Here is a 25,806-nt window from a genome sequence, read left to right on the forward strand (position 1 = left end):
TCCTACAGCGACTCCAGCGTCTCGATGCACTCCACGAGCGCGCGACCGTTGTGGTACGCGCCCTTGTACATCGCGCCCTTCCGACCCAGCGGCTGCCGGTCATCGTCGACGCCAGAGTGCCACTCACCGTGCTCGTCGTCGACGTGATACTCTTCGACGAAGTCGTACGTCTCCGCGAAGACATCCCGGTAGGTCTCCTTGCCGGTCGCCGCGTACATGCGCAGTGCGGCAGTCATGCACTCTGCCTGCACCCACCACGCCTTGACGCGGTTGGTCGCGTCCCCATCTAGCGGGCCGAAGAAGTAGAAGCCGCCGTGTTCGTCGTCGTAGCCGTGCTCCAGTGAGAACTCGAAGAGAGACTCGTAGAGGTCGACGAACAGCCGCGGAGAGACGTCCAGCGCGTCGGCGGCCTGCATCGTCAGCCAGACGTTCTCGAGGTCGTGGCCGTACGAGACCACGCGGAAGTCCTCGTCGTCGAGCCGCGGCGTCCAGTCGGGATCGTACTTGTCCGTGCACGCCGTCAGGTCCTTGCGGACAACCGTGTTCGTGAGCACGTCCAGCAGCTCGTGGAGGCGCTCGCGGGCGGTGTCGTGGCCAGTGGCGCGGTAGAACGTCGTGAACGCCTCCATGAGGTGGAGGTGTGTGTTCATGAGCTTCAGTGTCGGATCGAGGACCGCTTCCCCTGACTCCTTAGGCGACCAGTCGGGTTCGATGTTCGCAAGGTACGTCGTTCCCGTCGTAACCTGCTCCCAGTTGGGCTCGAAGTACTCGTGGTAGCCGCCGTTGGCGTGGTCTTTGGCCGCGTCGTCGATAGTCTCGAAGAGCTCGACGGCGAGGTCCCGGGCGGCGTCATCGCCGGTCGCGCGGTAGTACTCCGAGAGTCCGTAGAGCGCGAACGACTGCCCGTAGAGGTGCTTGCGGGGTTTCTGAACGTTGCCTGTGCGGTCGACTTCCCAGTAGAACCCGCCGTGGTTGCCGTCCCACATCTCCGTCCGCAGGAATTCAAAGCCCAATTCGGCCTCGTCGAGGTAGTCGCCGTCGACGACGTCCGCCCGAGAAAGCCGGGAGAACAGCCACAGCATCCGGGACTGAGTCACGATCATCTTGTCGTCGTTGCCCGCGAAGTCGCCGGTCTCGTCGAAACTCAGGAGGTATCCGCCGTGCTCTTCGTCGAGACACCGCGGGAGCCAGAAGTCGAGGACGACGTCCTCGAGGTTCCGTCGGAGCTTCGGGAGGTACTCGGCCGCGAGGTCGCCAGAATCAGTACTCATAGTCGAGTGAGTGATTCGTAGACGCCCCACTAATTCCTTCGCATCCGCTCGACGGGGCTCGAACGAGACACCGCTACTGTGCGTGCTCTTCGTACTCCTCGGGCGTGTACGTCGACAACTCCAGTGCGTGAATCTCCTCAGTCATGTGTTCGTCGAGGGCATCGTAGACGAGCTGGTGTTGCTGGACGAGGCGCTTGCCCTCGAAGGCGGGCGAGACGACGGTTGCCGCGAGGTGGTCGTCGTCGTGCTCGCCGCGCATCCGCGAGATAGTCGCCTCGGCGTCCGGAATCTCGTCCTCGATGATGGCTTCGATATCCGCGAACGTCAGGTCCATACTCTCTATTCGGTGAGCCGGCGAGAAAAGCCCGTGGGTCCCGGCGTCAGGTCCACTGGTCGAGCCCGGTCTGGACGACGCTGTCCTCGATGCGGGAGAACCCACGTTCAAGTTCCGCAGCGTCGACCTCCCACTCCTCGATTACGTACTCACGCGCTGCGTCGATGTCCGGCGACGGCTCCAGATTGAGGTCGTAGTCGTCGGTGACGTCCGGGTTCAAGAACATCTCGCGGATGCGGTCGGCGTACTCGATGTGCTCACCCTCGGCATCGAGGACACTCCAGAGGTCGCCGTGCTCGTGGATGGCCTTCAGCGCGGTCTTCGGACCGAAGCCCGTGATGCCCTCGTTGAAGTCCGTGCCACAGAGGATGCCGACGTCCACGAGTTGCTCCCACGTCAGGTCGTGCTCGTCGAGCGTCGCTTCGAAGTCCATTCGCTCGGGCGCACCCTTGCTCGTGAGTTGCCGGAGCGTCACGGGCGCGCCGAGCAACAGGCAGTCGTAGTCGTCGCTGCCCGCGTAGTCGACGTCGTCGTCCACGCGCGCCATGTGCGCTGCCTGCGCCTCACCCTCCGCGGGCGCCTCGACCTGCGGCACGTCCAGCAGGTCCAGGAGTTCCCGGGAGGTCTCGTGGATGGTCTCCGTGAGGCGCTGCGTGCGGGCTTCCAGGCGTGCGGCCTCGATTGCCTCGCCCGCTTCGCGTGCTTCTTCGAGTTCCTCCTCGTAGCGCTCGCGCTGCTCGCGGCGTGCCTCGACCTCCTCGTCTTTGAGTTCCGTGACGCCGCCGTCCCAGATGAAAATCGGCGTGAGGTCGTGCTCGAAGAACTTCGGCAGGCCCTGCACGATGCCCACCAGGTTCGCGACCTCGATGCCCTCGCTGGTCGTGTAGATGCTCTCGCTGGTCCACTGGACCGTCGTCGTGAGGTACTTGTACAGCCAGTTGTGCGCGTCCACGGCCACCACGTCCCCCTCCAATTCGTCGAAGGGGACCTCCTCGATGACCGCGAGCTGCCGGAGGTCCGCGTTACCCATTACGCGCCCGTAGGCGGCCCCCGGATTTAACGGTTGAGCTACGACGCGATGCCGTTCCCAACGAGGAGCAAGGAGATGCCGATACTGGTCACACCCACACCGAAGCCACGCCACTCGCCGCGGTTGCCGACCGCCTCGGCGTACCGCTCCGGGAGGCTGGTACGCACGAATCCGGGCGCGAGCAGCAGTGGAATCCTAGCAGCGAGGTGGACTGCACCGAGCGCAAGCAGGGCCGTCGAGAGCAGCGTCACGAGTTGGGATCCGAGCCGGACCCGGAAAAAGTTACGAGTCGATTCGCGCGGGCGGCCCGCTGCCAGCCTTCCGGTCGAGAAACGCCGCTTCCTCCTCGGATAGGTCGCGTTCGCGGTAGACGTCGAGGCCGTCCTGATAGCGCGCCGCGCGGTCCGCGCAGGGACGCTCCAACACTAACTCCGCGATGCCGGTTTCCTCGCCCGTGAACCCGAACCCGGCCTTGTGGAGCGCTTCGTACGCCAACGGGTTGTTCACCGCAATCTTAACGCGCTCGTGGTCAGCAAGCAGGTGGTCGGCCGCGAACGCGCAGAGGCGCGCTCCGATGCTGTCGCCGCGGCGGTCCTCGCGCACCGTGACGTACCGCAGCCACGCCGTCCCGGAGTCGGTGCGGTCGTCGTTGAACGAGACAGCACCCACAATATCCGCAACCGGGTCGTCGGCGTCGCGGGCCGCCGGCGGCCAGTTCGTGCGCTCGGCCAGCGGCGCGCCCTCGAACGCTATCGCTTTCCCGGTGTTCGACATCACGAACTTCCCGGCGTAGCTGAACGCCCGCCAGTCGAGGCGGAGCGTCGGGCCGTCGTCGGGACCACCGAGTACCGCGTACTGCACGCCCGTCGGTTGGATGGCGAGGGCAAAGAGTTGCGTGCCTGCGGGCCGAAGGAAGGTGTATGCACGACGTCCAGTACTTCGAGTGGTTCGCGCCGGTGTACGACCTCGTGATGCCGGCCGCGGACCGCGGCGACCTCGTAGCAGGGCTGGCGGCGGCCGAACGCTCGGTCGAGCGCGTGCTCGACGTCGGCGGTGGCACGGGGCGCGCGGCTCGTGCGCTCGCTCGGGACACCACCGAGGTCGCAGGCCGGGACGTCACGGTCGTCGACGCCAGCGCTCGGATGCTGGCGGAAGCCCGCGAGAGCGGACTGCCAGCAGTTCGCGGCGACGCTGCCGCACTCCCGTACCGCGACGACAGCGTGGACGCGATTACTATCGTGGACGCGCTCCACCACTTCCCCGACCGAGACGGTGCGCTTGCGGAAGCAAAGCGCGTTCTTCGACCCGGTGGCGTGCTCGTCGTCCGCGACTTCAATTCAGAGACGCTGCGAGGCCGCCTGCTTGTCGCTGCCGAGCACGCCGTCGCGTTCCACTCGTCGTTCGACGCGCCCGTCGACCTCGCCGCGCGGATGGAGAAGAAAGGACTGGACGCTCGCGTGCTCAACCGCGGGTTCGCGTACACCGTCGTCGGCGTCGAACCGGGACCAACATAGTCCCTCGTTCCGAAGGCTCCGATATGGACCTCTACGACGCCGACCCGCGCGCAGTCGTTCGATTCCTGCCGGGTGACCTGCTGGCCATCTTCGCGTTCGTGCTCGTGGGGACGCTCTCGCACGGCTCACTGACGCCGCAGCGGTACGCCGGCGTGCTCGTGCCGTTCGTCGTCGGCTGGGTGGTCGTCGCGCCGTTCGCGGGCGGCTACGACGCCAGCGTCCGCGAGTCCACGCGCGCCGCGCTGCTGTACGGCGCGGCGTCGTGGCTGGGCGCAGACTTCCTCGCGCAACTGCTGCGCGGCACACCGTTCTTCCCGGGGAACGCCGACCCCCAGTTCTTCGTCGTCGCGCTCGTATTCGGCACGATAGCGCTCACCGTCGCGCGATTCCTCACGCTCGTAATCGTCGACTACCGTAGCTAGAAGGAGCCGCTACCGGGCGGCGAGCACGGCTGCAATGCTCGCACCGCCGAGCGCGAGCACCGCGAGCACGCCGAACAGCACGGTCGCGTTCGAGTATTCGAGGATGCTCCCCGCCATCGCGGAGCCGGCGGAGCCGACGCCGAACACGCCGAGGTAGGTGTAGCCGTAGGAGAGCCCGCGCGTCCCCGAGGGCGTGTACTGGGCGACGGTCGCCTGGTACATCGGCTGGATGACGAACAGCGTGAACCCGAGGAGTGCGCCGACCACCAGCAGCGGCAGGAGTCCGGCGTTCGCGGCCGGGAGGAAGACGACGGCGAGTACCGCGAGCGCGGCGAACGTGATGCCGATGCCGCGCTCGGTCGGGATGCGCTCGGTGAGTTTCCCGCCGGCGTACTGCCCGGTGACGCCGACCATCAGCAGGCCGGCGTACGCGTAGCGGTACGGCTCGAGTTCGCGGCCGGCGAACTGGACGGGTGCGAACGCGGGCAGCTCGGAGAGCAGGTCGGGGAGGAACGTGAGGATACCCCGGTAGTAAAGCCCGCTCAGCATGACGATGACGAAGACGGCGACGAACGGTCCGGCGAGCAGGAGTTTCGATTCGGCGAGGAACTCGCTCACCGAGGAGATGCCGACGCTGGCTTTCGAGTCGCCGCCGTCGGTAGCGGCGACGGCAGCGTGTTCGTCGAAACGCACGCGGAGGGCGACGAGTCCCGCGACGACGGCGGGCACGGCGAGCAGCGCGGTGACGACCCGCCAGTCCGCTACGAGCAACAGAAGCGTGACCGCGAGCGGGCCGGCGGCGGTGCCGACGTTGCCGGCGATGCCGTGGTACGCGAAGGCGTCGCCGCGGTCCTCGACGCCCGTGGAGATGAGTGACAGCCCGGAGGGGTGGTAGACGCTGGCGGCGACCCCCCAGCAGACGAGCGCGAGCGCGACGACGAGGATGGAGGGCGCGACCGACAGTAGGGCGAACGACGCGGCCATCCCGAACAGGCAGCCCGCGATGAGCCGGCGCGAGCCGACGGTGTCCGAGAGGATGCCGCCGGGGAGCGCGCCGAGGCCGAACAGCGCGTAGCCTGCAGCGACGACGAGTCCGATGGTGCCCTGGCCGACTGGGAATGTATCCAGCCACAGCGGGATGAGAATCGGGATGGAGAGTTCGTACGTGTGGACCATGGCGTGTGCGAGCGCCACGAGTCCGACGATAGAGCGGTCGTTCCGGTTCACTGTGTACAGGCGCAGAATCGCCTGTCAGCGTTATAGGCGTGTGGCCTCCGGCAGCCGAGTGCTATAACTTATGCAGATAATACGCAAAACCTGCACCAAACTATTATGTGGCTGCGCGCAGACGTACCAGGTGACCATGAGCAGTTACTACGACGCCTTGCTCGCGGCGCTCCCGCTCTCGCTGATCGGGCTCGCGGGCGGCCTCTACGCGGTGGGCGTCGACCTCACCGTGGCGCTCACGCTCGGTGCAGTCGTGGCGACCGCGCTGACCGCGCACGGGCTGTTCGTCAACGACCCCGCGTCGGTGACCGAGCGGCACGCCGACCCCGGCTACGAGTCCGCAGACTAACTCCCACGAGCCTTTTCTACGCGACCGCCGAAACGGCGCGTATGACCGAGACGCTGTTCCTCTCTGACGACGACGTCGCAGGGCTCGCAGACCCCGCCAACTACGTCGACGCTGTCCGCGACGCGTACCGACAACGCGGCGAGGGCGCGCCCGCCAAGCCGCGCACAAAACTCCTCAACAAGTCCCCGCCCGGCATGTTCACCGCGTACGCTGCCATCCTCCCGGAGACCGGCGCGATGGGGGGCTACATGTACAGCGCGGGCTTCGCGGACGCCGACGCGTGGTTCGTCACGCCGCTGTTCGACGCCGACACCGGCGAACCGATCGCCATCGTCGACGGCGCGCGCATGAACCCGTTCAAGACGGGTGCGGCGGGCGCGGTCGGCGTCGACGCGCTCGCCCGCGAGGACGCCAGCACGCTCGCCGTCATCGGAAGTGGCGCGCAAGCCCGCGGCCAACTCCGCGCGACCGCCACAGTCCGAGACTTCGAAGAAGTGCGCGTGTTCTCGCCGACTGAAGCCAACCGCGAAGCGTTCGCCGCAGAGATGGACGACGACCTCGCCATCTCCGTCGAGGCTGTCTCGTCCAGTACCGCGGCCGTCGAGGGTGCAGACGTCGTCGTCACCGCGACGAACGCGAGCGAACCTGTCTTCGACAGCGCGGACCTCGCGGACGGCGTGCACGTTACAGCAATGGGACAGTACCATCCCGAGAAGCACGAACTCGACGCCGAAACCATCGAACGTGCGGTCTACGTCCCCGATCTCCGCGACCGCGTCACGCAGGACGCCGGCTCGTTCATCCACGCGCTCGAGGAGGGCGTCGTCACGGAGGACCACGTCCACGCGGAACTCGGCGACGTGGTCGCCGGGAACGCGCCCGGTCGCGTCTCCGCCGACGACGTGACCGTCTTCGACAGCGGCGGCACGGGCATCGAGACTGCCGCGGCCGCGTACATGCTCTACGAGCGCGCGAGCGAGCGCGGCCTCGGCACCGACATCGAGTTCGCGCCCGCGAGCGAGGCGCTCACCGGCGAGTAGGACGAAGGTTGAAGTACGAGAGCGGGACCACCGGGTCCCGTGACTTGACGAGTTGCGCGGAGCGGTTCGGCGGGAGTGTGGTGGCCCGGTCCGCGACTTCGTTTCGCCACCTGTTCGCCCCGACTAGTCGCGACTTCAGCGCGCTTAGACGTACGGCGCGAGCCCGAGCGCTTCCACGAGTGGGATACCCGCTGCGACTGCACCCACCAGGTAGCCCGCGATAGCGCCACCGTTCAGCAGCGGGAGACCGGCGTGCGCACGACCCGCGAACACCATCCGCATCAGGACGAGCAGCCCGATTAGGGTCCCGACAATCGCGGCTAGCGCCACCAACTCCACGCCGAATACGACGGGCGTGTCGAGGAAATGTGCCGCGCTTGCGATGAGAATCGTCGGCATCACGGCGTCCCCGAGCCCGATGAAGTACGCCTCGCGTTCCTCCTCGTCGACGCCTTCGAGTTGGCGCTCCTCGGATTCGCTCTCCTCGTCACCCTCGATGTCTTCTTCCTCGACGACTTCGGCGTCGCCGTCGGCTTCTTCGAGGAACGAGTAGCCGCGCGTCGCCGGCACAACCAACACGATGGGGAGCCGGAGTTCCATCACGCCTTCCGCGAGCGTGAGCATGTGCTCGGTGCCGTAGACGCTGATGGCGTCGTAGACGGCCAGCACCGTCAGCAAGACGAGTGCCGGCAGAATCCCGAAACTAATTCCGAACAATGCCGCCGCGCCCATTCCGAGAATGGCGCCCGCGCTGTCGATGACCCACCACTCCGGGTAGACGTACAGCGCGACGACGAGCGCGACTGCCGGCCCGTAGGTCGCGAGGTCCACCCCCGCGAGCTCGACCGTCGGGAGCACGACCCCGAACACGTACGTCGCGATGAACCCGCTCGTGAACAGGATGAACCCGCGCAGAATCCACTGCTGGTCGTACTTGATGACCAGCAGAATACCAGCCGTCGCAACCAGCAGGAACGCGACGTAGAAAATGCTGTTCAGCGGGTTCTGGGGGTTCTCGGTGGACTGGAGGCCGGCGCTCTCGAACGGTTCGAGGAGCGCGAGCGCGCCGAACTGCACGACGAGAAACAGCGCGACGACGCCCACGATCACCGGGACGCCGCGCAGCGAATCCTTCATGCCCGGGCAGTCGGCCCGCCCGTGCTTTGGCTTTGCGACTCGCCGACCTACCGAATGTACAGCGTCTGGCCGACCAGCACCGGGAGGTGGACGCCCTCGTTGGGCGTGACCGAGAGGTAGGGGCGTTCGACCGGCCCGAAGACGTCGACGACGCGCCCGACTTCGTCGAGGTTTTGGTCGACGACTACAGCCCCGATGTCAGGATGGTCGTCGCTCTCGCAGCGCACGACTGCGACGTTCTGCGCGGTACGGACGACGTCGCCGGCGCGCTCCATTATTCGCGCAGCGCCGTCACGTACGCCGCGACGGCCTGCAGGAGGTCTGACTTCCCGGCGTCGTCGGCACCCTTCACGAGGACGCGCCCGGAGTCCTCCCATTGCTGGCGTGGGTACGCGACGTCGCGTTCGACGACCGCGTCGTAGCCCACCTGTTGGACGGCGGTCGCGACCTCGTCAACCGTCGGGTCTTCGACGGAGAGGGATTCGGGGACGCGGCGGCCCTCGCGACGCGACAGCGTCGCGTCGAAGTACGCGGGCCAGATGACGTTCTCGACCATACGTCGGCTAGCAGGTCGCGCCCTTAAACGGTATCGGACGCGTGGCCGAACGAAGTGAGGCCACGAAACGAGGGAGTGGAGCGCCCCCAGCAGCCAGTAACGCTACTCGAAGCGCCGCGCGAGTAGTCCGGCGACGAGCAGCGCGAGGAGCGCGACCGGGATGCCGAATCCGGGAATACCCGTGCCAGTTCCGAGGTTACCGGCAGACACAGTCACCGACGCGTCGCCGGCTGCGAGCGTGTACTGGCCCGCTTCCGGAAGCGTCACGTTCAGCGTTCGAGTGACGGTCGCACCCGGAGCGAGCGACGCGTCGACGGTCGCGATCTCCTCGCCATCGAGAGTTACGGCGACCGGTCCCGTCGCGGGCACGTCGTTGGGATTCGAGAGCGTGACAGTTGTGGTCACGTCGCTTCCTGGTTGGACTCTGGACTCGGCCACAGAGAGGTCACTCACGGAGAGGTTCCCCGGTTTCCGTACGTCGAGGGTGGCCGTGGTCCGGCCGGCAGTCACGTTGTACGTGCCGGCAGCACCCACTTCCTCGCGGAGCGCGACCTCGATGGTTTCGCCTGACGTAAGGTCGCCGCGCGTCTCCACGAGCACATCACCCTCGAACCCGACGGTGGCGACGTACTCGCCGGTTTGACCGCCGTCGTTGGTCACCGAGCCGACGACGGTGACGGTTTCGCCGACGTACAGCGTCGGCGGCTGCGCGAACGTCTTGTTCCGGAACGGCCCGCTGACGCGGTATTCCTGCACCTCGAAGTTCATGTGCGCAGGCTGCGTACTGAACGCGTCGGCATGCTGGCTGCGCGTCCACATCTCGGGCGTTTCGCGGGTGTTCGTGTACTGGTTCGCGCGCTCCTCGACCGACGGAGTGGAGACCTCCAGCACCACGGCCAGCACGTTCGCGTTCGTCACGGATTCGGAGCGCTGGTTCAGTCGGTAGAGGACGTCGGCCATCGTTGCAGTGCTGTTCGTGACGAGGCGTATGCGCCGGTCGATCGCTCCCCAGACGAGGCTGCCTTTCACGTAGTTTGCGCCGACGGGCCACGTCGACGGCTGCGAGAGGATGGCGTCCCTCCACGGGTCGCGCTCGCCGTACGAGATGTGCGTCTCGAACGCCGAGAAGCTCACGTAGTCAGTCTGTAGCGCCAGAAGAGCGGCGTAGTACTCGGCGCCAGCTTCCATCGTCCACCGGCCGCTCTCCGCCGTGCTGAACGACTGCCTGGTGTGGACGTACTCGTGGAACCAGACGTTACTGGCTCTGTCGATCCGGGCATCGGCGACCACCCACGCGTCGTTGCCGCCGTACTCGACGCCACGAACGCCCCAGTCGGCGCTCGTTGGCGCAGCGACGAACCAGACGTCGTCGTCCCGCGCGCCGACGTGGAGCTGGCTCGACGCCGCGCCGAGCGCGTCCAGCACCTCGCCGGACGACTCGACCATCGACGCGTGCTCGGGAACGGCAAGCGTGAACTGCTGGCCGTTCGCCGTCTGCGTGTACTCTTCGACGGGCCCGAGGTACGCGATTTCGCCGCCCGTCGAGCCCTCACCAGCGACGGTGACGTCCTCCGTGATAGTTACTGATCCCTCCGGCCCGCGGTAGCTCCATCCCGTCCGAAGTTGGGGGACCGTAATGAGCGCCCACTCGCCGGTGTCGACGAACGAGTAGTCGCCGCCGGCTTGCACGGTCGGTCCGCGCGAGCCGCTGGCGGTCTGGTTCGCGGGCAGCGTGAACTGCAGCGTCGCGGGGTTGGTCGTTCCGTCCCACTCGTAGCCGTCGGGCGTCTGCGTGAACGACTCCGAGTCGACGTTTTCAGCGCCCGAGGGAAGCGTCACGCTCAGCGCTGTCACAGCATCCGGGATGTCGTACGTGGCCACGACGTCGACGGAACCTGGTTCGGACGGCGTGAGGTGGAGTTCGATGTCCTTCTGAATCGTCGACGATTGTGCGGTCGCGGCGTCGACTGTCCCGCGGTCGGGCTCGGTCGCCACCTGCACGTTCGAGGACTGCGCGTCCGCATCGAGTGGTCCTTGTACGGCGGCAGCGCCGACAGCCTGTGTCGCGAGGATGACGACGAGTGCGACGGCCACGCGTCTCATAATTGCAGCTGTGTCGGCGACACACAAAGGCGATCCGGCTCCCCCTCAATTGTCCGCCACGTTGCCGCCGTCGGCGACCGCGAACGGCTCGGGTTCGACGTCGAGCGCCGCGAGCGCGTCCACGAGCGAGACGAGTTCGACGCGCGCACCAGCGACAGTTCGCGGGCCAGCGTCGCCGACGACGACGGCTGCGTCGGTGGCGTCGCGAAGCGTCCCGTTCGCCCCCCACGAAACGGCGTCGCCAGCCACGACGACCACATCAGCCGCGCCGACGAGGTCACGGGCGCGAGAAACCGCAGCGTCGTCGGGCGTCGAGAACGGTGGGACGGTGACGGCCTCGAATCCGAATCGAGTCGCAGTCTCGTGGTCCAGCGACCCCTCGCTGACAGGGCCGACAGTCACGGTCGCGCCGGCGTCAGCGAGTTCGCGGAGGACGGGCGTCGCGGCGTCTCCGCCGCCGAGCACGTGGACGCGCTCGGCGAGGTCACCCTCGGCGTCCGGGAGCGGCGTGACTGTCGGGTCGCCGGTCGCAGGGTCGGTGCCGACCGCGACGCGGGCATCGAAGGCTTGCCGTACCTGATCGGGCGTGAGCACGTCTTCGGGGCGGCCGGAGTCGAGCACGCGGCCGTCCGCGACGAGCACGAGTTCGTCGCAGTACCGGGCCGCCAGGTCCAGGTCGTGGATGGCCGCGACGACGGCGCGGTCGGCGTCGTCGGCGAGCCCACGCACGAGTTCGAGCGTGCGCACCTGGTGGTTGACGTCGAGGCTCGCGGTCGGCTCGTCCAGCAGTAGAACGGGCGCTTGCTGGGCGAGCGCGCGCGCCAACAGCACGCGTTGTTTCTCGCCGCCCGAGAGCGAGGTGACCTCTCGATCCGCGAACTGCGCGACCTCCGCGCGCTCCATCGCGCGCTCGACCGCCTCCGGGTCGGGGTCGGAGCCGAACCGTGGGACGTGGGCGTGGCGCCCCATCTCGACGGTCTCGCGGACGGTGAATTCGAAGCCGAGGCTCGTATCCTGTGGGACGCTGGCGATGCGGCGGCTCGCGGCCTTCGACGGGAGTTCGTGGACAGCTTCGTCGTCGACGAGCACGGTGCCGGCGACGGGTTCGACGACGCCGTTCATCGCGCGCAGCAGCGTCGACTTCCCCGCACCGTTCGGGCCGACGACGCCAACGAGGCGACCGTCGCCGACGGCCGCGCTCACAGCGTCCAGAATCTGCGTGCCGCCGAGTTCCACGTCTACATCGCGGACGTCAAGGGTCACAGCGCGTGCACCTCCCGATTCCGGAGCAAGTAGAGGAAGAACGGCGCGCCGACGAACGCCGTCACAATGCCCACCGGGAGTTCGGCGGGGCCAGCACGCGCGAACGTGTCCGCGGCGACGAGGAACGCGCCCCCGGCGAATGCCGACGTGGGCAGCAGGATGCGGTGGTCGGGGCCGACGAGCAGGCGCATCACGTGTGGGACGATGAGCCCGACGAACCCGATGACGCCAGCGACGGAGACGGCGGCCGCGGTGACGACGCTGGACACCGCGAGTAGCACGCGCTTGGTGCGCTCGACTTCGACGCCGAGCGTGTGCGCGTCCTCCTCGCCGGCGAGCAGAACGTTCAGGTCGCGGGCGTACGCCAGCAGGACGACACTGCCAACGGCGACAATGGGGAGCGTGAGTTCGACGTCCGCCCAGTTGGCGAGGTGGAGGTGACCCATCAGCCAGTACATCGCCTCGCGGATGCTGTCCCCGGAGTGGACGATGACGTATGAGGTGATGGCACCCAGGAACGTCTGGACGGCCACACCAGCGAGCAGAAGGGTTGCAACGGGCGTGCGGCCGCCGTCGGTGGCGAGTAGGTAGACGCCGAATGCGGCGACGAGCGCGCCCGCAAACGCCGACACTTGGATGCCAAATGGGAGCAGGAGAGGGAAAGCGATGGCAGTAACGGCGCCGACTGCCGCTCCCGAGGAGACGCCGATGATGGAGGGGTCGGCCATCGGGTTCCGGAAGAATCCCTGCATGACCGTGCCGGCGACGGCGAGCGCGGCCCCGACGACGGCTCCGAGGACGATGCGGGGCAGCCGGATTTCGCCGACGATGAGTTGCTGCTGGTCGGGGACCGCGAAGTCCAGCGGCGAGGTGTAGGCGAGGTCGACGGCGAGCCACGGCACGTCGCCGACGGCGGGAAAGACGACGGAGGTGACGTAGAACGTGGCGGCGGAGGGGACCGCGAAGGCGTCCAGCGCCGCGAGCGCTACCCGGTCGAGGGGGATATCGACCGGGCCGATGGTGGCGCTGGTGAGCATGACGGCGACGAGCGCGAGGAACGTGCCGACGGTCCACGCGCTCGCCCGGGTGTAGGCGCGCATCTGGACAAACGTAGTTTCTTTAGGCAAATATTTATTGCGTTAGGCCTGTCCTCCCCGCATGCATCAGGCTGCAACCGTATTTGGAGTGGTACTACTGCTGTTGTCCGCCGTTGCGCCAGCCGCTGGCGTCGCGGCTTCGCCCGCTGGTGACGCCGTCACGAACGCCAGCGCACAGGACCTTGACTGCTCGTTCCCGGTCACCAAGGAGGACGCGAGCGGGTCCAACGTCACCGTCGTGGAAGAGCCCGAGCGCGTCGTCACGCTCAATCCGAGCGCCGCCCAGACCATGTGGGAACTCGGTGCCAGCGACAAGGTCGTCGGCGTCTCGCAGTTCGCCGGCTTCCTCGATGGCGCCGAAGACCGGGAAGTCGTGACCTCCGGCTCCCCTTCCTCCGTGGACGTCGAGCAGGTCATCAGCCTTGACCCCGACCTCGTGCTCGCGCCCAACACCATTAATAACGAGACGGTCGCCCAGCTCCGGGACGCCAACGTCACCGTCTATCGCTTCGCGGCGGCGTCCTCCATCGAGGACATCTACCAGAAGACCGAGACCATCGGCCAGCTCGCCGGCGAATGCGACAGCGCCGAGTCCACGGTCACGGAGATGCGCGATCGCGTCGAGACCGTCGAAGCGGCCGTCGAGGGCGAGGAGAAGCCGAGGGTCTTCTACGATATGGGCGACCGCTACACCGCGGGCCCGAATACGTTCATCGGCCAGATTATCTCGCGGGCGGGCGGCCACAACATCGCTGCTGACGCGAACGCCACCACCGCGTACCCGCAACTCTCCGCGGAGTTCGTTGTCGAACAGGACCCCGACTTCCTCGTCGTGAGCGCGCAGCCCAGCCAACTCGGCAACGACAGCCGGTCGTACATCGCCGAGGACTCCATCCTCCGGAACACGACCGCCTTCGAGGAGGGCAACATCGTCGTGGTGAACACCAACCACATCAGCCAGCCCGCGCCCCGCGTCGTCGAACCGATGACGCAGATGGCGCAGGCGTTCCACCCCGAAGCGTACGCGGAAGCGAACACGACCACGCAGGAACCCACCGCAACTGAGACCGCGACCGCCACCCAGACGACGACCGAGACCACGGGCACGACCATCCCTGGCTTCGGCATCCCCGCCGCAGTCGTCGCCGCTCTCGGTGCAGCGCTGATCGCGCGGCGTTCGTCGTAACGCCACACTTCTCTTCCTGAGCGAGCACGTAGCCGTTAACACACGTCGGCGAGAACCCCACCTGTGAATCGACGCGCACTCGCCGCGCTCGCCGTGGTCGCACTTGTCGCCAGTGCTGGCTGCGTCGGCCCTCTCACGGGCGACCAACAGCCAGCAGAGAGTCGGAACGCGACGGTCGTCGGCGCCGTGGACGGCGACACCGTGGACGTACGGTTCGCGGACGGCACGAAGGAGCGCGTCCGCTTGCTCGGCGTGGACACGCCCGAGGTCCACGCGGATGTCTCCGCCGGCGAGTTCGAGGGCGTCCCGAACACGGAGGCCGGCCGGTCGTGTCTGCGGTCGTGGGGGGAGCGCGCCAGCGGGTACGCCACCGAGCGGCTCTCTGGCGAATCCGTGACCGTCGAATTCGACGCGGAGAGCGACCGCCGCGGCGGCTACGATAGACTGCTCGCGTACGTTATCGTCGAGGACCAGTCGTTCAATCGCGCGCTGCTCGCGAATGGCTACGCCCGGCTCTACGACAGCGACTTCACGCAACGCGACAACTACGCGGCCATCGAGCAGCGGGCGCGCGAGAACGGAACCGGGCTCTGGACGTGCGCGAGCTAACCCCCGAGGCCACGGAAGGCTTATTCGCTGCGCGCCGGCAGTCCCGAACGTGACAGCACGTCTCCGCGCTGCCATCGCGCGTCGGTTCGGCGTCGACACGCGCGCACTCGCAGCACTCCGCGTGTCGCTGGCAGCGCTCGTGCTCGTCGACCTCTGTCTCCGTGCGCGCTTCCTCGGCGCATTCTACACCGACGCGGGCGTGCTCCCGCGATCGCTGTTGTTCGAGCAGTACGGCACCATCTCTCGGCTGTCGATACACGCCATCTCTGGAGCGGCATGGGTGCAGGCCGTCTTGTTCCTCGTGACCGCGCTCGCCGCGCTGGCGATGCTCGCGGGCTACCGGACGACGCTGGCGACGATCGTCACCGGCGTCTTGTTGGCGTCGCTGCATTACCGCAACCCGCTCGTGTTGAATAGCGGGGACACCCTCCTCCGCATGCTGTTCCTCTGGGGCGTCTTTGTCCCGCTGGGCGAGCGCTGGTCCGTTGACGCGCTCCGCGACTCTGACGACGGTCCGCGCCGCGTGGCGAGCGTGGCGACCGCTGGCTTGCTCGTGCAGGTTATCGTGGTGTACTCGACGAATGCACTCCTGAAGCTCCGTGGAGAGCACTGGATCACCGGCGACGCCATCCGTTACGTCCTTGAACTCGACATGTTCACCGTTCTGCTCGGGGACGTGCTTGCGGATTTCCCCATGCTACTTGCGGCGTTCGACCGGTTCTGGCTGGTGCTGCTGGTCGTGTCCGTACTCTTACTCGTACTTACTGGATGGCTGCGCGCGGCGTTCGCGGGGCTGTTCGTCGCGATGCATGCCGGTATGCTCGTCTCGATGCAGCTTGGGCTGTTCCCGCTGGTCTCGATGACTGCACTCCTCCCGTTCCTCCCGTCAGCATTCTGGGACCTGTTGCCCGGCTGGCAGCGCGTTCCCGGCCACCGTGCACTTCCGATTTCGCGGTACACGAGCATCGTTGAGAGAGAGTTCCCGCTTGTCACGCTGCCAGCGATTCCGAGCGTGGCGCTGCGCTGGAAGCGCCGTGTCGTGCCGGTCGTAGTGGCCGTGGTGCTCGCCAGCATGCTCGTGTGGAATGCCGCATCCGTCGGCGTTGTCGACGCCACTGCGGCCGACCCCGTAACCGAGTCGCCGGAGCCGCGCTGGTCGATGTTCGCCCCCATACCCGCGAGCACCGACTTCTGGGTCGTCGCGCCCGGGGAACTCGTCTCCGGGGGGAGCGTTGACGCGTTTCACGGCGGGGCGGTGACGTGGCGCGAACCGTCCGACGTCGCCGGGAGTTACCCGAGTGCGCGCTGGCGCAAGTACGTCGCCAATTTACGCGGCGCGGACCCAGCGGTTGCCGACGGGTTCGCCGACTATCTCTGTACGCGGTGGAACGGCGGCCAGGACGACGAGCTCGCGTCCGTGAGGGTGTTCGTCGTCGAACAGCAGGTACGCCTCGACGGCCCGGATCCGACCGACCGCGTCGAACTGGCGGCGAAAAACTGCTCGGTTCAGTAAGGGAGCGCGTACAGCGCGACGGCGAGGAATGGAATTAACAGCAGCAGCATCGCGACCGCGTACCCGAACATCTCGCGGGCCTTGACGCCCGTGATGGCGAGCAGCGGGAGCGCCCAGAACGGATTCAGGAGGTTCGTGTGTGCGTCACCGACGGCGTACGCGATGGTGGCTTTCCCGACGGGCACGCCGAGGTCCTGGGCCGCAGCGATAATCGAGGGGCCGAGGACGATCCACTCGCCGCCACCGGACGGAACGAAGAGGTTGACAACGGAGCCGACGAGCCACGCGACGACCGGGAACGTCGCCTGCGTGGAGACGTCCAGCAGTGTCTGCGCGAACGTCTCCGAGAGCCCGGAGGCGTTCATCATGCCCTGGATGCCCGCGAAGAATGGGAACAGCAGGATGATGCCGGCCGCGGACTCGGCGGCCTCACCGAACCGCTCGCGGTACAGCGACGGGCGCTGGTAGATGGCGAGGCCGGCGAACAGGAAGCCGAAGTTCACGACGTTCAGCGTGAGTGCGTCGAGGCCGTCGGTCGCGAACAGGTACGCGACGTACGCGACGCCCGTTAGCGCGATGATGGCGCCGAGAAGTCGGCTGTTGTCGATGCGCTTGGCGGGGCTCACCGTCCCGCCGTCGGGGGTCGGTTCCGGGGATTTGCCGTGTTCTTCAGTCGCCGAGTCGGTCAATTCGCTCTCGTCGACGTAGTCCGTGATGGGGCGGGCGCGCTTCGGCGACGGCGACAGCAGGTAGAGCATCGCCGCCGCGAACAGGATAGAGAGGACGGTCAGCGAGAGTGCGTACGAGCTGAAGATGGTCTGCGTGGTCGGGACGACGCCGTCAATGACGCCGGCCTCAATAAAGTCGTTGCCGGGCGTCGCGAGCGCGAGCGGTGCCGAACCGGATAGCCCCCAGTGCCACGTCAGCCCGAGGCCCATGTAGCCCGCGACCGCCAGTAGGGGGTAGTGGATGTCGATGTCGTTTTCGAGGGCAGTCTTGCCCATCTCGCGGGCGAAGATGGCGCCGAGGATGAGGCTGAAGCCCCAGTGTACCCATGCGATGGCCATCGAGAACACGCCGACGAGCACGACGGCCTGGCCGGGCGAACTCGGGAACTCCGTGAGCTTCTGGAGCACGCCGTTCACGCGCGGGTGGTACGCGATGACGAATCCGGTCATGAGGATGAGCGTCATCTGCATCGCGAAGCTCAGGAACGCCCAGAAGCCGTCGAACCAGAAGCCGACCATCTGGCCGGGACCGGTTCCCTCGACGGCGATGCCGACGACGAAGACGACGTAGCTCAGCAGGATTGCGAACAGGAACGGGCTCGGCATCCAGCGCTCGACGACGCCGGCGAGCCGGTGGCCCATCCGTTCGAAGGCGTTGCCGCCCGACTGCGATGCTGTGTCTCGTGATGACATATCGGGAGCAACCACGGCGGAAGAGTATAATAAAATTAAGGGATATAATGGCAGTATTCTCATCTGAACTCGAATCGCTGATACGCGAGGTACCACGTCCTTGTGCCGCGGTCGTCGCACACTGATCGGAGAAACATACGCGAAGCAGTACGTTTGGCCACGCGCTGGGCTAGACCTGTTCGGACCAACACCTATGAGTCAGCCTGCCCTCCGTTCCGAGGATGCCACGAGTCGACCGATTGCGCGTCTATCCCGTGAAGGGGCTGGACGGCATCGACGTCGAAGCAGCCGATGTCACGGAGGGCGGCACACTCGCCGACGACCGCACGTACGCACTGTTCGACAGCGACGGCGACGTCGTCAACGGTAAGCGTACCGCGCGGGTTCATAACCTCGATACGGACTTCGACCGCGACACCCACGAGTTCGTCGTCGAGACCTCTAGCGGAGCAGTCGAGCGATTCGACCTTGACGACGCCCCCAAGCGGGCCGAGGTGTGGTTCTCGGACTTCTTCGACGAGGACCTCACGCTCGAACGCGACGACCGCCTCGGCTACGTGGACCGCCGCGAGATGGGGCCGTCGGTCGTTAGCACCGCCACACTGCGGGAAGTCGCGTCGTGGTTCGAGGACCTCACCGTTGACAGCGTGCGCCGGCGGCTCCGCGCGAACGTCGAAATTGCCGGCGTCCCCGCGTTCTGGGAGGATCGCTTCGTCGGCGAGGACGCCCCCGGCTTCGACGCCGGTGACGTGCGCTTCGAGGGCGTCACTCCCTGCGGGCGGTGTGTCGTCCCGACACGCGACCCAGACACGGGGGAGGGCACGCCCGACTTCCGGGAGACCTTCGTCCAGCGGCGACAAGAGACGTTCCCCGACTTTGCCGACGAGGCCGCCTTCGACCACTTCTACACACTCATGCTCATCGCAGACGTCCCCGAAGCGAGTCGCGGGCAAACGCTGCGCGTCGGCGACGAAGTACGGGAAGACTGACGCTCACGCGCTCGACCCCGCTAGCTCCGTGGGGTTGGCCATGCCTTCCTTGACACCAACCCGGAGGAGCGCCACGTTCACCGGGAACGCCGCCACGAATCCGACGGATAGCGAGAACGCGAGCGCACCCCAGAACAGCGGTTCGCCGATGGTCGCGCCACCCGCCAACAGGAGGTCCGTACCGATGGCGGTGACTTCCATCACGGTAATCGAGGGTGTCTCCGTGTATAACGCGTCGGCGAGCGCGGTGGTGAGCGTCTCGCCGTCCTGGAGCAGTGGCCCGACGGTCAACGCGTACCCGAACGTGTACGCGAACGCGAACGTCCCGAGCGTGGTCACAAGGGAGTTCCCGATGGCGAGCACGCCGACCAGCAGGACGACCCCCGTCACTTCGCCGGCACCACATCCTGAGTAACAGTGTGCAGTCGAGCGCACGCCCCGGCGCCACAGCGAATCCTGGGATATCTGCGTTCGACCCGCGTACCAGTACAGCGCCAGTCCTGCCGGACCCGAGTACACCACGACGAGCGACCAAACTGCCCGCATCAGCGACGGAATCGCCTCGTTGTTCCGCCGTAGGTCCCACCACAGCACGCCAACCGACGCCGCGACCAGCACCGCCCACGTGGCAAGGACGCGGTGGTCCGAGACGACCGGCCGAACGACCTCACGGGCCGGCGCGAGCGCGTCCTCTATCGAGTGCAGGAGACTAGCGGCGGACATACCCGCTCCTCGTGCCTTCACGCCTTAGGAACTGGTGGCGGCGTCCTGTTCACGGCTCGCCCTTGCTGACCCGTCGACGGTGAGCGGAGTGTCCGAAGTGATGCGTTCGAGGTGAGTCTCGGGTCAGTGAAATCCCGCGGAGCAGTCCTCATATTTGGGCTTCCACCCACTCGCGAGCGTCCGCAATCGAATCCGGCAGCTCGTCGACGTCGAGGACGTAGCACTCGCAGAACGGCTCCCCGCGATAGTACCGACTAATCTTGTCCGAGACGACGTCCTTTGTGGGGTTAGTCTCGACCTCGACTGCGAACGGTGGCTCGTCGAGTCCGTACGCGACGACGTCGATTTCCCCGACGCCGTCCTTGACGACCTCGGTGTCGATGCGGTAGCCCCGGTCCCGCAGCACTTTCGCGACCAGCGTCTTCGCGACGAGGTGTCTGTCTGTCTCACTTCCGGAGTTGAACGCCACGGCGTCTCGCTTCTCGACCTGCCAGCCAGCGTCCTGGAGGGCCTTACGGCCGCCATACTCGTCGTGGTGGCGCTTGTTGTTCACTGGTGGCCTCCCCAGATGTCACCGAACTGTGGGCCACGTGAGTCGGTCGCCAAGTCGGAGATTTCCCAGGAAACGGTCGTGTACACAACTCTCCGATAGTTGTGCAGCCGCTATCCCGGTTCCGGTCCGACGAACGCCCCAGTTGGACGACGCTAACGCTCGGACGTTAGCACTTGGAAAATGTGGGTGCAGGCTTCGAACCTGCGACGTAGAGCCGGTAAAGGGCTTTCAACCAAACCTTTACCAGCCGACGGATAAACCGTTGTGTCGTGACTTCCAACCCGAAACGCGCCATCGACACCCTTCGGGGCAAACTCGACACCGGAGACCGCGGCGGCTGCACTCGAGACCGCGAACTCCTCCTCGAGTTCAGCGACGAACTCCAGCTCCGCCACGAAGACTACGGGAACCATCGACACGAGAAGCTGCTCCGGCACCTCACGCGCATCAGCGAACACGCGGACGCCTGCCTCCACGACACCCTCACCAAGGAGTCCGACACTCCCGACGCTGAGGAGACGTTCGAGGACGCGAAGGACGCCGCGAAGACGGTCGTCGGCTGGATTCACGAGACCTACGACATCGAGGACGGCAGCCAGGAGACGAACCGCGACTACCGCGTCGCCTTCCGCCTCCTCGGCAAACACGTCACCAGGGGCGACGACATCCCCGACACGCACGACTGGGTCTCGACGAAGACCAGCCGGGACTACCAGCCCGAGCCCGACGAGGCCGACATGCTCGACCTCGACGAGGACGTCAAGCCGATGATCGAGGCTGCCCGCAACCCCCGGGATGCGGCGCTCATCGCGCTCCAGTTCGAGGGCGGGTTCCGTGGCGGTGAACTCTACGACCTCCGCGTGAAGGACATCACGGACGGCGATCACTCGCTGAAGGTGCGCGTCGACGGGAAGCGCGGCGAGCACGACGTCCACCTGATCACGTCCGTTCCGTACGTCAACCGGTGGCTGGCCGAGCATCCTGGTGGGCGCGACGACTACGTCTGGACGAAGCTCACCGAGGCCGAGCGGTACAGCTACCAGCGGTTCCTCCAGTGCTTCAAGCAGGCCGCTAAGCGCGCTGGGGTCGAGAAGCCGGTGACGCCGACGAACTTCCGGAAGTCCAACGCGTACTGGCTGTCCACGCGCGAGAAGTCCCAGGCGTTCATCGAGGACCGCCAGGGCCGTGCCCGTGGGTCGACGGTCATCAGTCGGTACGTCGCGAAGTTCACCGGGGAGACCCAGGAGAAGCAGTACGCGGCGATGCACGGCCTCGAGGTTGAGGAGGACACTACCGAGGAGAAGCCGCCGGTCCCCTGCCCGCGCTGTGAGAAGGACACGCCGCCGGATCGGGACTTCTGCGTGCACTGCAACCAGGCGCTGGACCTGGAGACGAAGCAGCTCCTGGACTCCGTGAGTGAGACGCTCGACGAGGAGGTCGTCCAGGCCGAGGACGCGGACGACCGGCGGGACCTGCTGCGTGCTCGGCGCACGCTCCAGGACAAGCCGAACGTCATGGACTCGGACGAGCTTCATGAGCTGGCCTCCTCACTTTCGTCCGAGGACTGAAGCACGACGTCACAGATGCGTTGGACGTCGTCGTCCTCGTAGTCTTGGAGTCGTTCGAACACCTCGCGCTCGTCGTCGGTGAGCTCGTCGTCGCGCTGCTGGTGGCGTTCGCTGGGGGTGGTGGTTTGACTCACTCGTGTAGCACCTCGGGGTACTGGTCGCGGACCGCCGCGCGGACGGCGTGCCCGTGGAACGTGTCGACGCGGTCGAGGTCGAAGCACGTCACGAGCACGCTACTTCTCCGGAAGAGGACGGTCCTCGTGTCGGGGTCGATGCGTGCCTCGTCGTGCTCGGGGAGTCGGGGGTACGCGCCCGTGGTGTAGCCTTGCGGGATGTCGAGTGGGTGGGCGCGGTACCATGCGGTCTCCGGGTCGACGTCCCTGGTAAGGGTTGCGCGACCGGGCCACCGTTCCTCGCTGAGGTGGTGGCTCGATTGGATGCCGGGTTGGTAGGTCGCACTCATGGCTTCCCTCCCTGCGTTTGGTCGGGCTGGAGATGCTGGGGGAGGTCGTCGAGGTCGCTGGCGTCGACGCCAGTCATCACCGCGCGGTTCTCGTTCGCGAACCCGCAGTGCTGGCAGTCGAACTCAACGATGTAGTGATAGTCGCTGCCGTCGTAGTCAGTCGAGAACTCGAAGTCCGCGTGCGGGTTCTCACGACCGCAGCCTCGACACGTCACCAGCTCTTCCGCGGTTTGGTTGCCGACGTTGGGGGCGTCGGGGTTGATGTCGGCGTACTGTTGGCGTTCGGGGCAGTCGTCTTTCTCGTGGAGACGCAGCCGAGTGAGCGTCTCGAAGGTCTCGCCGCAGGCATCGCACTCGTGCGTCATGGCTGATCACTCGATTCCTCGAGGGTGATGCGGTAGGTCGTCCGGCGCGCGTCGTCCTTCCACTTGGAGAGCGCGCCCGCTTCCGTGAGTTTTGCGAGTGCGGCGCCCGCCTTCTGGGGTGTGACGTCGAACTCTCGGGTGACTTTTGTCGCGGTGACGTACGTGTTGCCTTGCTCGTGGCGGCGGTACCGACAGTACTCCCGGACTTGCGTGCGGAAGTCCTCGACGTCCGAGGCGACACCAGCGCTGGTACTGTTGGGTGGGTAGTGGTGGTCGGCGAGTTCCGACATCAATCGTCACCTCCGGCGGCCGTAATCTGCTCCCAGGCACTCTGGATCTCGCCGAGGAGTTCTGGGTCGGTCGGCCCGTAGCCGCAGTCCGTACACTCGGTGTGGTCGGTGAACCCCCAGCGGTGGCTGCCGCACTCGGGGCACTCCGGCTGCTCGACGTCGGTGCGCTCGAGGAGTTCGTTCCAGACTTGCTGACGGCGCTCGCGGTCGGCTTCACTGGCGGTGTGGGAGAACCGGCGTTCGTTGAGTTCGCGGTACTCCTGGGTGAGCGTCGCCTCGTCGAGTGCTTCCGGGGCGGTCCCGTAGTTCACCTGGCCGGGGTGTTCGCGGAGCTGGGCTTGCACTGTCGGGGAGACGCTGGGTGCGCAGTCGTGGCAGGCGACGATATTGTCTCGGTCATCGTCGTCCTCGCGCATGGTGGCTTCGTAGACGGCCACGACGTCGGCGTCACGCGTACAGGGTGTTCGAGGCGGTGGTCCAGTCCAGCACTGGCACTCGCGGTCCTGTTCGCCTCGGGGGAGTTCAACGACGTCGTAGATCGTCGGCTCCTTGGCTGACCGCGCGGACATCAGGCTTCACCCCGGTTGTCGATATCGTCCTTGCACACGAGACAGACCTCGCGGCCATCCGACGCCTCCTCGAGGCCGTACTCGGGCTCGCGGCCACACACCTCACAGACCTCCGCCTCGGTGTCGTCGAGGGTCTGCTGGGCGTCGGCCGTCCCGTCTTCATCGTCGCCGTTGTTGCGGGCTTGCTCGCAGGCCTCGCAGAGGATGTCCCCGCCCGGGACCTCGCGAAGCTCGTGGGTCTTCCCGCAGTCGTCGCAGCCGTACTCGAAGTCCGCGTCACCGCGGGCGATGTCCTCGGCGCTGCCGACGTCGGGGATGCCGGAGAACTGGAGAGGTGGTTGCCGATCCACGCGGCCATCTCCACGGCACCCCAGGATTCGGGCGTGTAGAGTTCGGCGTACCCGGACGCGGCGATGGTGCCGTCGAGGAACTCGCCGCCGTCCTGGTAGTGGAACCCGATCTGGTTCTTGTGGCGGTCGAGGCCGTGCTTGACGATCTCGTTGTCGTTGCCGACTTCGGGGTAGATGACGCCGGATTCCTCGTCGAGTTCGTCGGTCCAGCCGACTTGCCACCAGTTCGCGTTGTACTCGTCGTCAAGGTACTCGGCGATGGCGTCGACGTTGTACGCGGCGTCGCTGATGATGCCGTCGGCGATCAGGCCGAGGGTGTTGCGCGCGAATCGGTTGTCGCTCGTGTTGAACGCGGCGAAGCCGGGGTTGGCGTCGGGCACCGCGAAGAAGTCGACGACCTTGTGATCGGGGATGACGCGCGTGGTCTCGGTGATCTCGAGGCTGTCGTCGGTCTCAGTGATCTTTGGCGCGGAGACTTCCCGCTCTCCCTCGTAGGCGGCTGTGCCTTCGTAGACGGTCGTGCCGTCGAGGGACTGTTGGACGTCCTCGATGGCGATGGTCGTGTTGCCGCGACGGAGGGATTCCAGTTCGGAGTCGGCGGGTTGGGCGAACAGCCCGAGGATAGTCCGCCGCATCAGGCATCACTCCGGATGGCGCGGATCTCTTCGACGCGCTGGCGGGCGTCCTCAAGTGCTTGCTGGATGTCGTCGAGGTCGTGGTCGCCGGCGATGGCGGACTCCAGGCTCGAGTTGAGCTGGTCGCGGAACGCCTCACTCTCCCCCGACATCACGCACCACTCTCGTTGTCGTGGTCGCGTTCCAGGTGACTACGGCGTGCACCCTCGGTCGGGAGGACTGCAGGACAGTCGTCGTAGTCGCAAAGGAACGGAGCGCTTTCGCTGGTGGTTAGAGTTGGTTCGTCCGGGTTTGTGGGGCTGGTTTTATACCCCGTCTGGCTCGTAGATTGCATCGGCGTCGGATGTCGTATCGTGGGTTTGGTTCGCGTACGGTACACCGGCGCCACCCCCGCACGCTCGCGAACCCGCCGTCTTTGGTAGGGTGGGCGGATTCGTGGGCGTGCGACAGGGGCAGCTGTTACGCTTCTGCGGTAGTGGTTTCCAGGTAGTCGGTCCGTGCCTCCTCGAGCAGTGCGTCGAGGTTGTGTTCGTCGCGGTCGTCGAGGAGGAACCGGAGAGCGATGGCCTCTCGGATGTACTCACTACGGCTGGTCGTGGAGTGCCGGCGATCGTCGATGTCGGTTTGCATCGCGTCCGGCATGCTGAGACTTGGCTGGGCCATCTTTTGCTAACGTAGCAGTGTGGTTACTTAGTTTTAACGCAGGTTCGCGGATTAGCAGTATCGCTGTTCTGCGTGGGGTGTCTTTTATGTTGGTGTCCGGCTAACCTGCTAACATGGCAAACCCGAGTTTCAGTATCGATGACGAGGTCCTCGACGACCTCGACGACGTCATCTGGGAGAAGAAAGTCGCCGGGGAACTCGACAAAAACACCTCTCGCAGTGAGGTAGTCCAGGGACTCATCGAGGACTACATCGAGGGAAACGGGAACTCCTCGACGGGGACGAAAGCGACAGCGACGAGTAACTAACGCCACCGCTACGCCCCCGTCGCGTACTCCGTCAATCGTTCTTCCACCTCCTCCGGTAACTCAACGTCGGCGAGCTCGCCATCCCGCCAGGACGCCACGACCTGCACGCCGTCCCGGGCGAGGACATCGACGTGCCATTTGCAGTTGCCTTGTTCGATGGCGACGCGACCGCCGCCCTCGACGCGTCGGAGTTCGGTGAGCTGGACGTCGCCGGTGCGTGTTTCGAGCGTCGGCATACACGACTAGCTATGGGGAGTG

Annotated in this window: 34 protein-coding genes; 10 read left to right on the forward strand and 24 right to left on the reverse strand. The window is 66.4% G+C overall.

Translation table 11 applies throughout. The features are described from left to right. Window positions 1–2 precede the first annotated feature (2 nt). From LPA46_RS13555 to LPA46_RS13575, 5 genes are all read right to left on the reverse strand, one after another. Window positions 3–1,271, reverse strand: a complete 1,269-nt coding sequence (locus LPA46_RS13555) for an AGE family epimerase/isomerase (RefSeq protein WP_230892929.1) — start codon at window positions 1,269–1,271, stop codon at window positions 3–5. A 73-nt stretch (window positions 1,272–1,344) separates the two neighbouring features. Continuing rightward, window positions 1,345–1,605, reverse strand: a complete 261-nt coding sequence (locus LPA46_RS13560; protein ID WP_230892930.1) for a BolA family protein — start codon at window positions 1,603–1,605, stop codon at window positions 1,345–1,347. Between the two features lie 46 nt (window positions 1,606–1,651). After that, on the reverse strand, window positions 1,652–2,635 hold the full coding sequence (gene fen, locus LPA46_RS13565; RefSeq protein WP_230892931.1) for a flap endonuclease-1: 984 nt from the start codon (window positions 2,633–2,635) through the stop codon (window positions 1,652–1,654). Window positions 2,636–2,673: 38 nt separating this feature from the next. Further along, window positions 2,674–2,886, reverse strand: coding sequence for a hypothetical protein (locus LPA46_RS13570; protein WP_230892932.1), 213 nt, complete (start codon window positions 2,884–2,886; stop codon window positions 2,674–2,676). A gap of 31 nt (window positions 2,887–2,917) precedes the next feature. Then, window positions 2,918–3,496, reverse strand: a complete 579-nt coding sequence (locus LPA46_RS13575) for a GNAT family N-acetyltransferase (RefSeq protein ID WP_230892933.1) — start codon at window positions 3,494–3,496, stop codon at window positions 2,918–2,920. 59 nt (window positions 3,497–3,555) lie between these two features. Between LPA46_RS13575 and LPA46_RS13580 the strand changes: the two genes are divergently transcribed. Both LPA46_RS13580 and LPA46_RS13585 read left to right on the forward strand, forming a co-directional pair. Further along, entirely contained in the window at window positions 3,556–4,149 is a 594-nt protein-coding gene (locus LPA46_RS13580; protein ID WP_230892934.1) for a class I SAM-dependent methyltransferase, read from the forward strand. 23 nt (window positions 4,150–4,172) lie between these two features. Further along, on the forward strand, window positions 4,173–4,571 hold the full coding sequence (locus tag LPA46_RS13585; protein WP_230892935.1) for a DUF3054 domain-containing protein: 399 nt from the start codon (window positions 4,173–4,175) through the stop codon (window positions 4,569–4,571). Between the two features lie 9 nt (window positions 4,572–4,580). Here LPA46_RS13585 and LPA46_RS13590 read toward each other — a convergent pair whose 3' ends face one another. Then, complete coding sequence (locus tag LPA46_RS13590; protein WP_230892936.1) at window positions 4,581–5,798, reverse strand: MFS transporter; 1,218 nt, start codon at window positions 5,796–5,798, stop codon at window positions 4,581–4,583. A 136-nt stretch (window positions 5,799–5,934) separates the two neighbouring features. Here LPA46_RS13590 and LPA46_RS13595 point away from each other — a divergent pair, with 136 nt between their 5' ends. Both LPA46_RS13595 and LPA46_RS13600 read left to right on the forward strand, forming a co-directional pair. Beyond that, window positions 5,935–6,147 carry a hypothetical protein gene (locus LPA46_RS13595; RefSeq protein ID WP_230888721.1) on the forward strand — a complete coding sequence of 71 codons (213 nt, stop codon included), beginning with the start codon at window positions 5,935–5,937 and terminating at the stop codon, window positions 6,145–6,147. 41 nt (window positions 6,148–6,188) lie between these two features. After that, window positions 6,189–7,187 carry an ornithine cyclodeaminase family protein gene (locus tag LPA46_RS13600; RefSeq protein ID WP_230892937.1) on the forward strand — a complete coding sequence of 333 codons (999 nt, stop codon included), beginning with the start codon at window positions 6,189–6,191 and terminating at the stop codon, window positions 7,185–7,187. 144 nt (window positions 7,188–7,331) lie between these two features. Here LPA46_RS13600 and LPA46_RS13605 read toward each other — a convergent pair whose 3' ends face one another. The 6 genes from LPA46_RS13605 to btuC form a co-directional block, all read right to left on the reverse strand. Next, window positions 7,332–8,324 (reverse strand): presenilin family intramembrane aspartyl protease PSH, encoded by a 993-nt coding sequence (locus tag LPA46_RS13605; RefSeq protein ID WP_230892938.1) that lies wholly within the window; start codon window positions 8,322–8,324, stop codon window positions 7,332–7,334. 47 nt (window positions 8,325–8,371) lie between these two features. Next, the gene (locus LPA46_RS13610; RefSeq protein ID WP_230888718.1) at window positions 8,372–8,599 is read right to left on the reverse strand and encodes an H/ACA ribonucleoprotein complex subunit GAR1; all 228 of its coding nucleotides are present in this window, start codon (window positions 8,597–8,599) and stop codon (window positions 8,372–8,374) included. Then, window positions 8,599–8,880: a signal recognition particle subunit SRP19 gene (gene srp19 / locus LPA46_RS13615; RefSeq protein WP_230892939.1), complete on the reverse strand. Its 282-nt coding sequence runs from the start codon at window positions 8,878–8,880 to the stop codon at window positions 8,599–8,601. The genes LPA46_RS13610 and srp19 overlap by 1 nt, the downstream gene beginning before the upstream one ends. A 102-nt stretch (window positions 8,881–8,982) precedes the next feature. Beyond that, window positions 8,983–10,983 carry a PGF-CTERM sorting domain-containing protein gene (locus LPA46_RS13620; RefSeq protein ID WP_230892940.1) on the reverse strand — a complete coding sequence of 667 codons (2,001 nt, stop codon included), beginning with the start codon at window positions 10,981–10,983 and terminating at the stop codon, window positions 8,983–8,985. Between the two features lie 45 nt (window positions 10,984–11,028). Continuing rightward, on the reverse strand, window positions 11,029–12,246 hold the full coding sequence (locus LPA46_RS13625; RefSeq protein WP_330166341.1) for an ATP-binding cassette domain-containing protein: 1,218 nt from the start codon (window positions 12,244–12,246) through the stop codon (window positions 11,029–11,031). Further along, on the reverse strand, window positions 12,243–13,346 hold the full coding sequence (gene btuC / locus LPA46_RS13630; protein WP_230892941.1) for a vitamin B12 ABC transporter permease BtuC: 1,104 nt from the start codon (window positions 13,344–13,346) through the stop codon (window positions 12,243–12,245). The genes LPA46_RS13625 and btuC overlap by 4 nt, the downstream gene beginning before the upstream one ends. A 58-nt stretch (window positions 13,347–13,404) precedes the next feature. Between btuC and LPA46_RS13635 the strand changes: the two genes are divergently transcribed. The 3 genes from LPA46_RS13635 to LPA46_RS13645 all read left to right on the forward strand — a co-directional run bounded on the left by LPA46_RS13635 (window position 13,405) and on the right by LPA46_RS13645 (window position 16,651). Further along, window positions 13,405–14,529, forward strand: coding sequence for a PGF-CTERM-anchored ABC transporter substrate-binding protein (locus LPA46_RS13635; protein ID WP_230892942.1), 1,125 nt, complete (start codon window positions 13,405–13,407; stop codon window positions 14,527–14,529). Window positions 14,530–14,592: 63 nt separating this feature from the next. Continuing rightward, window positions 14,593–15,138 carry a thermonuclease family protein gene (locus LPA46_RS13640; RefSeq protein WP_230892943.1) on the forward strand — a complete coding sequence of 182 codons (546 nt, stop codon included), beginning with the start codon at window positions 14,593–14,595 and terminating at the stop codon, window positions 15,136–15,138. A 49-nt stretch (window positions 15,139–15,187) separates the two neighbouring features. Then, window positions 15,188–16,651 carry an HTTM domain-containing protein gene (locus tag LPA46_RS13645; protein WP_230892944.1) on the forward strand — a complete coding sequence of 488 codons (1,464 nt, stop codon included), beginning with the start codon at window positions 15,188–15,190 and terminating at the stop codon, window positions 16,649–16,651. Here LPA46_RS13645 and LPA46_RS13650 read toward each other — a convergent pair. Next, window positions 16,645–18,021 carry a short-chain fatty acid transporter gene (locus LPA46_RS13650; protein ID WP_442908256.1) on the reverse strand — a complete coding sequence of 459 codons (1,377 nt, stop codon included), beginning with the start codon at window positions 18,019–18,021 and terminating at the stop codon, window positions 16,645–16,647. The two genes, LPA46_RS13645 and LPA46_RS13650, sit on opposite strands and share 7 nt — an antisense overlap. Window positions 18,022–18,293: 272 nt before the next feature. Here LPA46_RS13650 and LPA46_RS13655 point away from each other — a divergent pair, with 272 nt between their 5' ends. After that, complete coding sequence (locus LPA46_RS13655; RefSeq protein ID WP_230892946.1) at window positions 18,294–19,061, forward strand: MOSC domain-containing protein; 768 nt, start codon at window positions 18,294–18,296, stop codon at window positions 19,059–19,061. Window positions 19,062–19,064: 3 nt separating this feature from the next. Here LPA46_RS13655 and LPA46_RS13660 read toward each other — a convergent pair whose 3' ends face one another. Next, window positions 19,065–19,784 carry a DUF4396 domain-containing protein gene (locus LPA46_RS13660; protein ID WP_230892947.1) on the reverse strand — a complete coding sequence of 240 codons (720 nt, stop codon included), beginning with the start codon at window positions 19,782–19,784 and terminating at the stop codon, window positions 19,065–19,067. 148 nt (window positions 19,785–19,932) lie between these two features. Further along, on the reverse strand, window positions 19,933–20,337 hold the full coding sequence (locus LPA46_RS13665; protein ID WP_230892948.1) for a hypothetical protein: 405 nt from the start codon (window positions 20,335–20,337) through the stop codon (window positions 19,933–19,935). Window positions 20,338–20,606: 269 nt separating this feature from the next. Between LPA46_RS13665 and LPA46_RS19010 the strand changes: the two genes are divergently transcribed. After that, entirely contained in the window at window positions 20,607–21,905 is a 1,299-nt protein-coding gene (locus LPA46_RS19010; RefSeq protein ID WP_230892949.1) for a tyrosine-type recombinase/integrase, read from the forward strand. Here LPA46_RS19010 and LPA46_RS13675 read toward each other — a convergent pair. From LPA46_RS13675 to LPA46_RS13710, 8 genes are all read right to left on the reverse strand, one after another. Continuing rightward, window positions 21,869–22,039 (reverse strand): hypothetical protein, encoded by a 171-nt coding sequence (locus LPA46_RS13675; protein ID WP_230892950.1) that lies wholly within the window; start codon window positions 22,037–22,039, stop codon window positions 21,869–21,871. The two genes, LPA46_RS19010 and LPA46_RS13675, sit on opposite strands and share 37 nt — an antisense overlap. Then, entirely contained in the window at window positions 22,036–22,368 is a 333-nt protein-coding gene (locus LPA46_RS13680; RefSeq protein WP_230892951.1) for a hypothetical protein, read from the reverse strand. The genes LPA46_RS13675 and LPA46_RS13680 overlap by 4 nt, the downstream gene beginning before the upstream one ends. Further along, the gene (locus LPA46_RS13685) at window positions 22,365–22,733 is read right to left on the reverse strand and encodes a hypothetical protein (RefSeq protein WP_230892952.1); all 369 of its coding nucleotides are present in this window, start codon (window positions 22,731–22,733) and stop codon (window positions 22,365–22,367) included. The genes LPA46_RS13680 and LPA46_RS13685 overlap by 4 nt, the downstream gene beginning before the upstream one ends. After that, complete coding sequence (locus LPA46_RS13690; protein ID WP_230892953.1) at window positions 22,730–23,023, reverse strand: hypothetical protein; 294 nt, start codon at window positions 23,021–23,023, stop codon at window positions 22,730–22,732. The genes LPA46_RS13685 and LPA46_RS13690 overlap by 4 nt, the downstream gene beginning before the upstream one ends. Further along, a complete protein-coding gene (locus LPA46_RS13695; RefSeq protein WP_230892954.1) occupies window positions 23,023–23,592 on the reverse strand; it encodes a hypothetical protein in 570 nt (189 codons plus the stop codon). The genes LPA46_RS13690 and LPA46_RS13695 overlap by 1 nt, the downstream gene beginning before the upstream one ends. Then, window positions 23,546–24,577 carry a hypothetical protein gene (locus LPA46_RS13700; protein ID WP_230892955.1) on the reverse strand — a complete coding sequence of 344 codons (1,032 nt, stop codon included), beginning with the start codon at window positions 24,575–24,577 and terminating at the stop codon, window positions 23,546–23,548. The genes LPA46_RS13695 and LPA46_RS13700 overlap by 47 nt, the downstream gene beginning before the upstream one ends. Beyond that, window positions 24,577–24,729 carry a hypothetical protein gene (locus LPA46_RS13705; RefSeq protein WP_230892956.1) on the reverse strand — a complete coding sequence of 51 codons (153 nt, stop codon included), beginning with the start codon at window positions 24,727–24,729 and terminating at the stop codon, window positions 24,577–24,579. The genes LPA46_RS13700 and LPA46_RS13705 overlap by 1 nt, the downstream gene beginning before the upstream one ends. A 307-nt stretch (window positions 24,730–25,036) precedes the next feature. Then, the gene (locus tag LPA46_RS13710; RefSeq protein WP_230892957.1) at window positions 25,037–25,240 is read right to left on the reverse strand and encodes a ribbon-helix-helix domain-containing protein; all 204 of its coding nucleotides are present in this window, start codon (window positions 25,238–25,240) and stop codon (window positions 25,037–25,039) included. A 113-nt stretch (window positions 25,241–25,353) separates the two neighbouring features. Between LPA46_RS13710 and LPA46_RS13715 the strand changes: the two genes are divergently transcribed. Then, on the forward strand, window positions 25,354–25,548 hold the full coding sequence (locus LPA46_RS13715) for a hypothetical protein (RefSeq protein WP_230892958.1): 195 nt from the start codon (window positions 25,354–25,356) through the stop codon (window positions 25,546–25,548). An 8-nt stretch (window positions 25,549–25,556) separates the two neighbouring features. Here LPA46_RS13715 and LPA46_RS13720 read toward each other — a convergent pair whose 3' ends face one another. Then, complete coding sequence (locus LPA46_RS13720; RefSeq protein ID WP_230892959.1) at window positions 25,557–25,784, reverse strand: hypothetical protein; 228 nt, start codon at window positions 25,782–25,784, stop codon at window positions 25,557–25,559. Window positions 25,785–25,806: the final 22 nt, after the last annotated feature.

The organism is Halobacterium sp. KA-6 (genome assembly GCF_021029015.1).
In the GTDB taxonomy this organism is placed as follows: domain Archaea; phylum Halobacteriota; class Halobacteria; order Halobacteriales; family Halobacteriaceae; genus Halobacterium.